This window comes from Phenylobacterium sp. (assembly GCF_036963605.1).
Classification (GTDB): domain Bacteria; phylum Pseudomonadota; class Alphaproteobacteria; order Caulobacterales; family Caulobacteraceae; genus Phenylobacterium.
In genome coordinates this window covers 1-7,841 of the sequence record NZ_JBALUY010000113.1, presented here as the reverse complement: position 1 = coordinate 7,841, position 7,841 = coordinate 1, and the positions used below count along the sequence as shown (strand labels likewise).

The following is a 7,841-nucleotide window of genomic DNA, read 5'->3' as shown; positions in this document are numbered from 1 at the left end:
CCGAACATGCCGGGCTTCAGAAACCCGTTGGGATTGGCGATGGTGGCGCGCAGGCGAACCGCTCCGGTGTCCCGATCCACCAGGGCGTCGACGAAGTCCATGCGACCAGTCCAGCGATATTCGGTTTCATCCTGCAGGCGCACCTGCACCTGAGCCCCCTGGCGCTTTTCGGTCTGCCGCTGGTACTTCAAAAGCTGTGCTTCGGAGGCGTCGAAGGCGAAGTGGATCGGGCTGATCGAAACGATGGTGGTGAGCACGTCTCCCGTGGAGGCGCCGCCGCTGACCACATTGCCGGGGTCCACCTGGCGCTGCGACGCGACGCCGGAGACCGGTGCGGTGACGCGGGTGAACTCGACGTCGAGCCGGCGGGCCCGCAGGGTCGCCTCGGCCACCTGGGCCTGGGCCCGGCGGCTGTCGAACTCTTCCTGCGAGATGGCCTGAGCCTCAAGCAGGCCCTCGGCGCGCGCCAGATCGGCCCGGGCCAGGTCAGCCTGAGCCTGGGCGGCGGCCAGCGCCGCCTGCGCCGGGCGGGGGTCCAGGGTGAAAAGCAGTTGGCCCTTGCGGACGCTCTGACCGTCGGTGAAGTGAACGCCCTGAAGGTAGCCGCCCACACGGGCGCGGACCTCGACGCGCTCGGGCGCCTCGAAGCGGCCGGTGAAATCGTCCCAATCAACGACCTCCTCCTGCAACGGAACCGACACCGACACCGTTGGCGTCGGCGGTCCCTGTCCCGCATTGGGGTCCCCGCCGCAGGCGGCAAGACCAAAGAAGCCTGCTGCGAAAACCGCAGCCACAAAGAGTCGTCGCATGCCCTATCCCCGAGGCTAGCGCACCCGGTGGAGAGCCGGGCCATGTCATCAGTTGGTGACTTCTAGGTGGGAATGCGTTTCTATGTCTACAAGTGCTGACAAAAAAATATCGGAGGAAAATATTTGAGCCCGCCCATGACCCCCGCCCGCACGCGGAACGCTGCGGCCACGCGGACCGCCATCCTGGAGGCGGCCCGCAAACGGTTCGCCCATGAGGGCTACGACCAGACCGGAGTGCGGGAAATCGCCAGCGACGCGGGCGTCGATGCGGCCCTGATCTCGCGCTACTTCGGCGGCAAGGAAGAGCTGTTCGGCGAGGTGCTCTCTTGCGCCCCCAACATCGCCGAGTTTCTGGATGGCGACCGGGACTCCTTTGGGGTGCGCGTGGCCCAGATGCTGGCGGTCGAGCCCATGCGCGAAGAGAAGTTCGAACTCTTCCTGATCATGCTGCGCTCAGCCTCTTCGCCCAAGGCCGCCGAGGCGATCCGTCGCCATTCGCACGACGCCTTCTACCAGCCGCTGGAAACCTGGCTTGGGGGAGACGACGCTGCGGTGCGCGCCCGCCTGCTGTCCTGCGTCATGATGGGGGCGACGATGAACCGGGTGATCTATGAGGACTACCTGCTGGACAGCCAGCAGCGGCAAGAACTCTGCGAGGCGCTGGCTCGCACCCTGGACAACTATGTGAGCGGCCCGGTCTGAGGCGGTCCATCGGCCCTCGGTTGGCCGAAGGCGGAACTCGAAGCTTGGCTTATCCGCTACAGGGGCTGGCCTGAAGGGAGCCGCCCATGTTTCCCAACATTCACAGTCTGGTCGTGGCTGTCGCTACTCTGCTCCAGTATTTTTCGATCCTGGTCCTGGTGCTGGCCGTGATCGGCGCGACGGCGCTCTTCGCGGCTCAAGGTGTGAAAAGCCATCACTGGCGCGACGCCTTCGACCAGTACCGCGCCAATCTGGGTCGCGGCATCCTGCTGGGGCTCGAACTTCTGGTGGCGGCCGACATCATCGCCACCGTGACCGAGCCGCTGAGCTTCGAGCGCGTCGGCCCCTTGGCGGCCATTGTCTTGATCCGGACCTTTCTCAGCTTCGCCCTGGAGACGGAGATTCAGGGCCGTTGGCCCTGGCGCCGGGCGGACGCCGATCCGGGCGAGGCCAAGCGCTAGTCCACGGCCCAAGCCTCGGCGACCTGAAACATCTCCCGCCAGTCAAACACGTCGAGCTTGCAGCACAGCAGGCCCGTGGAGACCGTCTCCAGATAGCCCCACCGCCAGATCGCCTCGGCGTCCACGCCGGTGCGGGCGGCAAGTTGCGCACAGCGCGCCCTGCCCGCCGCCAGTGGGTCGCCCTCTTCCAGCAGGACCTCTGGCCACTCCCGCATGATGACGCCCAGGTCGTAGGCCGGCTCGATGAAGAGGCCGTCGGGATCTATGAACTTGAACCCGCCGTCCCGGGCCTGCAGGGCGTTGGCCGCATGGGCGTCCCCGTGGGCCAGAACCGCGCGCGAAGGATCATGCGTCTTGGCCCGATCAGCGGCGTACGCGCGGGCGCGGGCCAGCACGGGGGCTGACAGGGGCGCGCCCAGGACCCGGGCGGTTTCCTCGATGAACTGGCCCAGGCGGCGCGCCTTTTCCTCGCCGTCCATCAGCCCGCCCGCGGGAACCGGCGCCCGCCATACCGCCATCAGCGCGCCGCACAGGGCGTCCATCTGCGCCTCAGGGGTCCAGCCCAACAGGTCGAGCCGCGTGCCCAGCCGTTCCAGCAGCAGGGCGTGAGCCGCCCCATCCACGGCGTAGAGTTCCGCAAAGCCCGATCCGCCGGCGGCCTCCAAAACCCGGCGTTCGGCGCCGAGAAGGTCCGCCCAGGGCGGCGCGATCTTGAGAACCGCCGGCCGAGCATCCGGCAGCGCCACAGCCACGGCCAGGGCTTCGCTGCCGCCATCCAGGATCTCGAAGCCCCCGAGCCGCCACAGTGACGCAAGCCGTTCCAGGATCTGCGGCAAGGCCGCCAGCCACTCTCGACCCCGCTCACCCTCGGCCCAGGCGCGTCGACGCACCGCCTCGGGCAGTCGGCTCAGGTCCACAGGCACGTCAGGCCGGAACGTCGCCGGCCACGGTGGTGCGATGCATGACCCGCAAGTGGCCGTCATAGCCGCCTTCGGCCAGATGCACGGTGCGCCGGTTGTCCCAGATCAGCAGGGTGTCCCTCGCCCACCGGTGGCGGAAGATGAACTCAGGCTGGGTCATGTGGCCAAACAGGAAACCCAGGATCGCCTGGCTCTCCGCAGGCGTCAGGCCTTCGATCCCCACCGTATAGACCGGGCTGACGAACAGGGCCTTCTCGCCGGTCACCGGATGGGTGCGGACCAGCGGATGGGTGTGGGTCTTGTCGGCCTCCTCCGAGACGATGATCTGCATGGTGCGCCTCTCGGTCTCCCGGGCGAAGACGCCCTTGATCCCATAGGCGCGCCCGGCGCTGTGGATGGCCCGCAGGGGCGCCAGCATCTCCTGGAAGGTCGGCGACAGGGCGGCGTAGGCGGCCGTGCAGTCGGCGAACAGAGTGTCGCCGCCCACCGGCGGGATGACCTGGCCGTGCAGCAGGGTGGCAGCCGGCGGGACCGGCTGGAAGCTCCAGTCGGAATGCCAGCCGGCCCCGAAATTGGTCGCCTTCTCGTCAGGCTCCCGGCGCAGCTCCAGCACATTGGGCCGGCCAGGCATGGGGGCGATGAAGGGATCGACGCCAAACGGCCCGAACTGCAGGGTCACCGCCTCCAGCTGGTCGAGGCTGAGCGGCTGGCCTGGAAAACTCAGCACGCCGTGGGCGGCCCAGGCCTGGCGGACCTCGTCCATCACCCCATCGGGCAGCGGCTTGGAGAGGTCGAGACCGGTGACGACCGCGCCGAAACCCGAGGCCGTCGGGGTCACTTCAATGTTCGAATTCTGCGTACGAACCCTGTCGAGCATGGCGCCGGCGTCTCCTCGTTGTTTTTGATCGGCCCCCTATGAAACACACGTTTGCTTTGCGGGCGTAACCCTGTATGCGAACCTCGTCATGACCACGATTTCCCAGACCCACGACGATGAGCTGCTGACCCTTGTCCCCGACAAGAAGGTTTCCGTGCGCGAGACTTTCGGCGTCGATATGGACATGACCGTGCCGGCCTTCTCCCACCGTGACAGCCATGTCCCGGAGATCGACGACACCTATCGGTTCGATCCGGAGACCACCAAGGCCATCTGCGCGGGCTTCGCCTATGACCGCCGGGTGATGATCCAGGGCTATCACGGCACGGGTAAGTCGACCCACATCGAGCAGGTCGCCGCGCGCCTGAACTGGCCGCTCATCCGGGTGAACCTGGACAGCCATGTCAGCCGCATCGACCTGGTCGGCAAGGACGCCATCGTCCTGAAGGAAGGCAAGCAGGTCACCGAATTCCGCGAAGGCATCCTGCCCTGGGCCCTGCAGCGGCCGATCGCCCTGGTGTTCGACGAATACGACGCCGGCCGGCCTGACGTCATGTTCGTCATCCAGCGCATCCTGGAGGCCCAGGGCAAGCTGACCCTGCTGGACCAGAACCGCGTGATCCGCCCGAACCCCTTTTTCCGCCTGTTCTCCACCACCAACACCATTGGCCTGGGGGACACGACGGGGCTCTATCACGGCACCCAGCAGATCAATCAGGGCCAGATGGACCGCTGGTCCATCGTCACGACCCTGAACTATCTCGACCACGACGCCGAGGCCGAGATCGTGCTGGCCAAGTCGCCCAACTATGACACCGCAGAGGGCCGCCGGACGATCAACGCCATGGTCCGGGTGGCCGACATGACCCGCAACGCCTTCATGAACGGGGACATCTCCACGGTCATGAGCCCGCGGACGGTGATCACCTGGGCGCAGAACACCGAGATCTTCGGCGGCGACGTGGCCCTGGCCTTCCGCATGACCTTCCTGAACAAGTGCGACGAGCTGGAGCGCGGCACCGTGGCCGAGTTCTTCCAGCGCGCCTTTGGCCAGGACCTGCCGGAGAGCACGGCGCGGGTGCGGGTGGCCTAGAGGCGCTCTACCCCATCAGACATGGAAACGGCGGCCTTTGCGGGCCGCCGTCTTTCGTTTCAGGACAGGTTGATGAAGCTTAGCGGCTCAGCATGGCGCTGAGCTTGGCGGCCTCCACCTCGCTGACGCAGCGCGGCGCCGACCAGTCGTCGGCTGCGCCGGTGAGCGCCTGCTCGGCAGTGACGAACTTCACCTCGCCATGCTCGCGGGCGAAGGCCTTCCGGGTAAGCTCGGAGCGATCACAGACATAGACCACGCGCTCGGCCTTGGCGGCTTCCCGCGCTTGAGCCACGGCGTCCTGGGCTGCGGCCTGGGCGCTGGGGGCTTCCTTGGCCTGGACAGCGCCGGCGCACAGCGCCAGGGCGGCTGCGGAAATGACCAGAATCCTCATGTATTTCCTCCACTTTTCGCGGGATCGATCTCCCGGCTTGAGGAAAGCGTCTCACGCCAAACTCTGCTTGTGAAGGAAATATGACAGTTAAGCGTCTCATTTGCGACAATTGACCGCCACCGTCAGTCGTCCCGCCAAAGACGCGGCTCGCATTCTTTGAACGGAGTATTTTCTAGGATCGGCCGTGGTGCAAAAGCCCGGCTTGGCTCTGGACGTGCCCGGTTCTCCAGGCGATGGTCCGGCCCATTGATGCAAGCCAATTTGCACGTGGGGAAGATATGACCAGGAAGATGATCGCCGGCCTGACGGCCGCCACCGGGGCCTTGGCCCTGGCCGCCGGGGTCTGGCAGGCCCAGGCGCAGGACGCCGCGCCGGCGCCCAACGACTATGCCGACAGGTCCAGCTGGCTGTGCTGGCCGGGGCGCGACGATGCGTGCACCGGCGACAACACCACCACCGTGGTCCAGGCCGATGGCTCGGTCTCGACCGAAACCTGGGCGGTCAATCCGGCCGCGCCGGTGGACTGCTTCTATGTCTATCCCACCGTGTCCAACGATCCGGGCGTGATCAGCGACATGACCGCCAACGCCGAAGAGCGCCGGGTGGTGGAGCAGCAGCTCTCGCGCCTGGGCGCCCAATGCCGCGTCTATGCGCCCCTCTATCGGCAGTTCACCCTGACCGCCCTGCGCGCCGCGGTGACGGGAGGAACCCCGCCCGGCGGATCGGCTCGTCCCAATACCGGCTATCAGGACGTGGTCGCGGCCTGGAACCACTATCTGGAATACGAGAACGACGGTCGCGGCGTGGTCCTGATCGGCCACAGCCAGGGCGCGGGCGTGCTGACCCAGCTGATCGCCAACGAGATCGACGGCAAGCCCGCCCAGGACAAGCTGGTCTCGGCCATGCTGCTGGGCTCGAACCTGGCCGTGGACAAGGGCGGCAAGACCGGGACCTTCAAGTCCATTCCCCTGTGCGAGGCCGCCGACCAGACCGGCTGCGCCATCTCCTATGTGAGCTTCCGGGCCGATGCTCCGCCCCCGGCCAATTCCCGCTTCGGCGTGCCGCGGGAGCCGAACTCACCCATGGAGGCGGCCTGCGTGAACCCCGCCGCCCTGGTGAAGGGCAAGCCTGAGGGCAAGGTCGATCTGCACGCCTATCTGGCCAGTTCCGGGACCCTGCTGGGCTCCTCGGACGCGCCGGCCCCCTGGGTGAAGGACGGACCTGAGGTGACGACGCCCTTCGTCTCGGTTCCCGGCCTGCTCAGCGGCGAATGCGTGCGCAAGGACGGCTTCCACTATCTGGCCGTCACCGTGAACGCCGACGCCGAGGATCCGCGGGTCGACACCATCGCCGGCGACGTGGTCCAGAATGGCGTAGTCGCCAAGGACTGGGGCCTGCACCTGATCGACGTCAATCTGGTGATGGGCGATCTGGTCAAGCTGGTGGAAAGCCAAGGCGCGGCCTGGACCGCCAAGTCTGGCGACCACAGCCACCACTAGGCTCAGCCGTCCAGCAGACACGAAAACGCCCGCCGCTCAGTCCGAGCGGCGGGCGTCTTTGTTTGCCGATACGGGCGGGCTAGCCGCCGGTGATCTTCTTCCCGGCCATGACCCCCAGGACGAGGAAGATCACGAAGCCGATCAGGAAGAGGAAGAACAGAATCTTGGCCACGCCGGCGGCCGCGCCAGCGATGCCGCCAAAGCCGAGGGCGCCGGCCACCAGGGCGACGAGCGCGAAGATAAGGGCCCATTTGAGCATTGGAGAGTCTCCTGAACAGCCGTTGAGTGTTGCGAAGACAACGCGAGCGTCGGCGCCGACGTTCCATGAAGGCTCCTAAGGGCGCCATCTCCCCTTCCCCAGGAGCCTTGCGGCGCCTTATCTAGAGGGCGATGGCCAAGTCCCCTCCCGAAAGCCCGGTCGAACCGTTCAAGCGCGCCCTGGCCCATGCGGCCCGGTCGCTGGCTGAGTCCGCCGATCTCGAGATCGTCTATTCGGGGGAAGGGCCGCAGCTTCAGGGCAATCGCGCCATCCTGCCCCACCCTCCCCGGGACTTAGGCCCGGAGGACGCCTCGCGCATCCGTGGCCTGGCCGACCAGATGGCCCTGCGCCTGGCCCACCACGACACCGCCGCCCATGCCCGGGGCCGGCCGCAGTCGGCCCAGGGCGGTCCGATCTATGACGCCATCGAACAGGCGCGCACCGAAGCCATCGGCGCCAATGCGTTGGGCGGGGTGCGCGAAAATCTGCGGGCGGTCCATGATCAGTCCTGGGCCAAGAAGGCGTTCAACCCGATCGAGGCCCAGGCCAATCCCCCCATGGACGAGATCGTCTCGCTCATGGTGCGCGAACGCCTGACCGGCGAACCGCCGCCGCCGGCCGCGCGGCCGCTGGTGGATCTGTTCCGCGCCGAGATCGAGGCCAAGGCCGGACCGGACCTCGACAAGCTGGTCGCCAACCTCGACGACCAGAAGGCCTTCGGCAAGGTGGCCAAGGCGATCCTGCGCGACCTGTCCATGGGTGATGACCTGTCGGAGGCCCCCGAACAGCCTGACGAGGACGAGGAGGGCGGCGAGGAGGCCGATTCGGAG

General features: G+C 67.1%; 9 protein-coding genes and 1 pseudogene. 5 read left to right on the top strand and 5 right to left on the bottom strand.

What is annotated here, in order from left to right:
- Positions 1 to 809: efflux RND transporter periplasmic adaptor subunit (locus V7702_RS15960; protein WP_335651068.1), on the bottom strand; the 809-nt coding region annotated here is incomplete at its 3' end.
- 135 nt (positions 810 to 944) lie between these two features.
- Here V7702_RS15960 and V7702_RS15955 point away from each other — a divergent pair.
- Both V7702_RS15955 and V7702_RS15950 read left to right on the top strand, forming a co-directional pair.
- Positions 945 to 1,511: a TetR/AcrR family transcriptional regulator gene (locus V7702_RS15955; RefSeq protein WP_335651067.1), complete on the top strand. Its 567-nt coding sequence runs from the start codon at positions 945 to 947 to the stop codon at positions 1,509 to 1,511.
- Positions 1,512 to 1,597: 86 nt separating this feature from the next.
- Positions 1,598 to 1,972 carry a DUF1622 domain-containing protein gene (locus V7702_RS15950; RefSeq protein WP_335651066.1) on the top strand — a complete coding sequence of 125 codons (375 nt, stop codon included), beginning with the start codon at positions 1,598 to 1,600 and terminating at the stop codon, positions 1,970 to 1,972.
- On the opposite strand, the gene V7702_RS15945 is transcribed toward V7702_RS15950, so the two are convergent.
- Positions 1,969 to 2,889 (bottom strand): aminoglycoside phosphotransferase family protein, encoded by a 921-nt coding sequence (locus tag V7702_RS15945; protein ID WP_335651065.1) that lies wholly within the window; start codon positions 2,887 to 2,889, stop codon positions 1,969 to 1,971. The two genes, V7702_RS15950 and V7702_RS15945, sit on opposite strands and share 4 nt — an antisense overlap.
- Positions 2,890 to 2,896: 7 nt before the next feature.
- Positions 2,897 to 3,769 carry a TauD/TfdA dioxygenase family protein gene (locus tag V7702_RS15940; RefSeq protein ID WP_335651064.1) on the bottom strand — a complete coding sequence of 291 codons (873 nt, stop codon included), beginning with the start codon at positions 3,767 to 3,769 and terminating at the stop codon, positions 2,897 to 2,899.
- An 88-nt stretch (positions 3,770 to 3,857) separates the two neighbouring features.
- On the opposite strand from V7702_RS15940, the gene cobS reads away from it, so the two are divergent.
- Positions 3,858 to 4,862: a cobaltochelatase subunit CobS gene (gene cobS / locus V7702_RS15935; RefSeq protein ID WP_335651063.1), complete on the top strand. Its 1,005-nt coding sequence runs from the start codon at positions 3,858 to 3,860 to the stop codon at positions 4,860 to 4,862.
- A gap of 79 nt (positions 4,863 to 4,941) precedes the next feature.
- Here the strand turns inward: cobS and V7702_RS15930 are convergent, their stop codons facing one another.
- Positions 4,942 to 5,253, bottom strand: coding sequence for a hypothetical protein (locus V7702_RS15930; protein WP_335651062.1), 312 nt, complete (start codon positions 5,251 to 5,253; stop codon positions 4,942 to 4,944).
- Positions 5,254 to 5,531: 278 nt separating this feature from the next.
- Here V7702_RS15930 and V7702_RS15925 point away from each other — a divergent pair, with 278 nt between their 5' ends.
- The gene (locus V7702_RS15925) at positions 5,532 to 6,752 is read left to right on the top strand and encodes a DUF3089 domain-containing protein (protein ID WP_335651061.1); all 1,221 of its coding nucleotides are present in this window, start codon (positions 5,532 to 5,534) and stop codon (positions 6,750 to 6,752) included.
- 79 nt (positions 6,753 to 6,831) lie between these two features.
- Here V7702_RS15925 and V7702_RS15920 read toward each other — a convergent pair whose 3' ends face one another.
- The gene (locus tag V7702_RS15920) at positions 6,832 to 7,011 is read right to left on the bottom strand and encodes a DUF1328 domain-containing protein (protein ID WP_335651060.1); all 180 of its coding nucleotides are present in this window, start codon (positions 7,009 to 7,011) and stop codon (positions 6,832 to 6,834) included.
- A gap of 131 nt (positions 7,012 to 7,142) precedes the next feature.
- On the opposite strand from V7702_RS15920, the pseudogene V7702_RS15915 reads away from it, so the two are divergent.
- Positions 7,143 to 7,841, top strand: a pseudogene (locus V7702_RS15915) (cobaltochelatase subunit CobT); the annotation flags it as partial.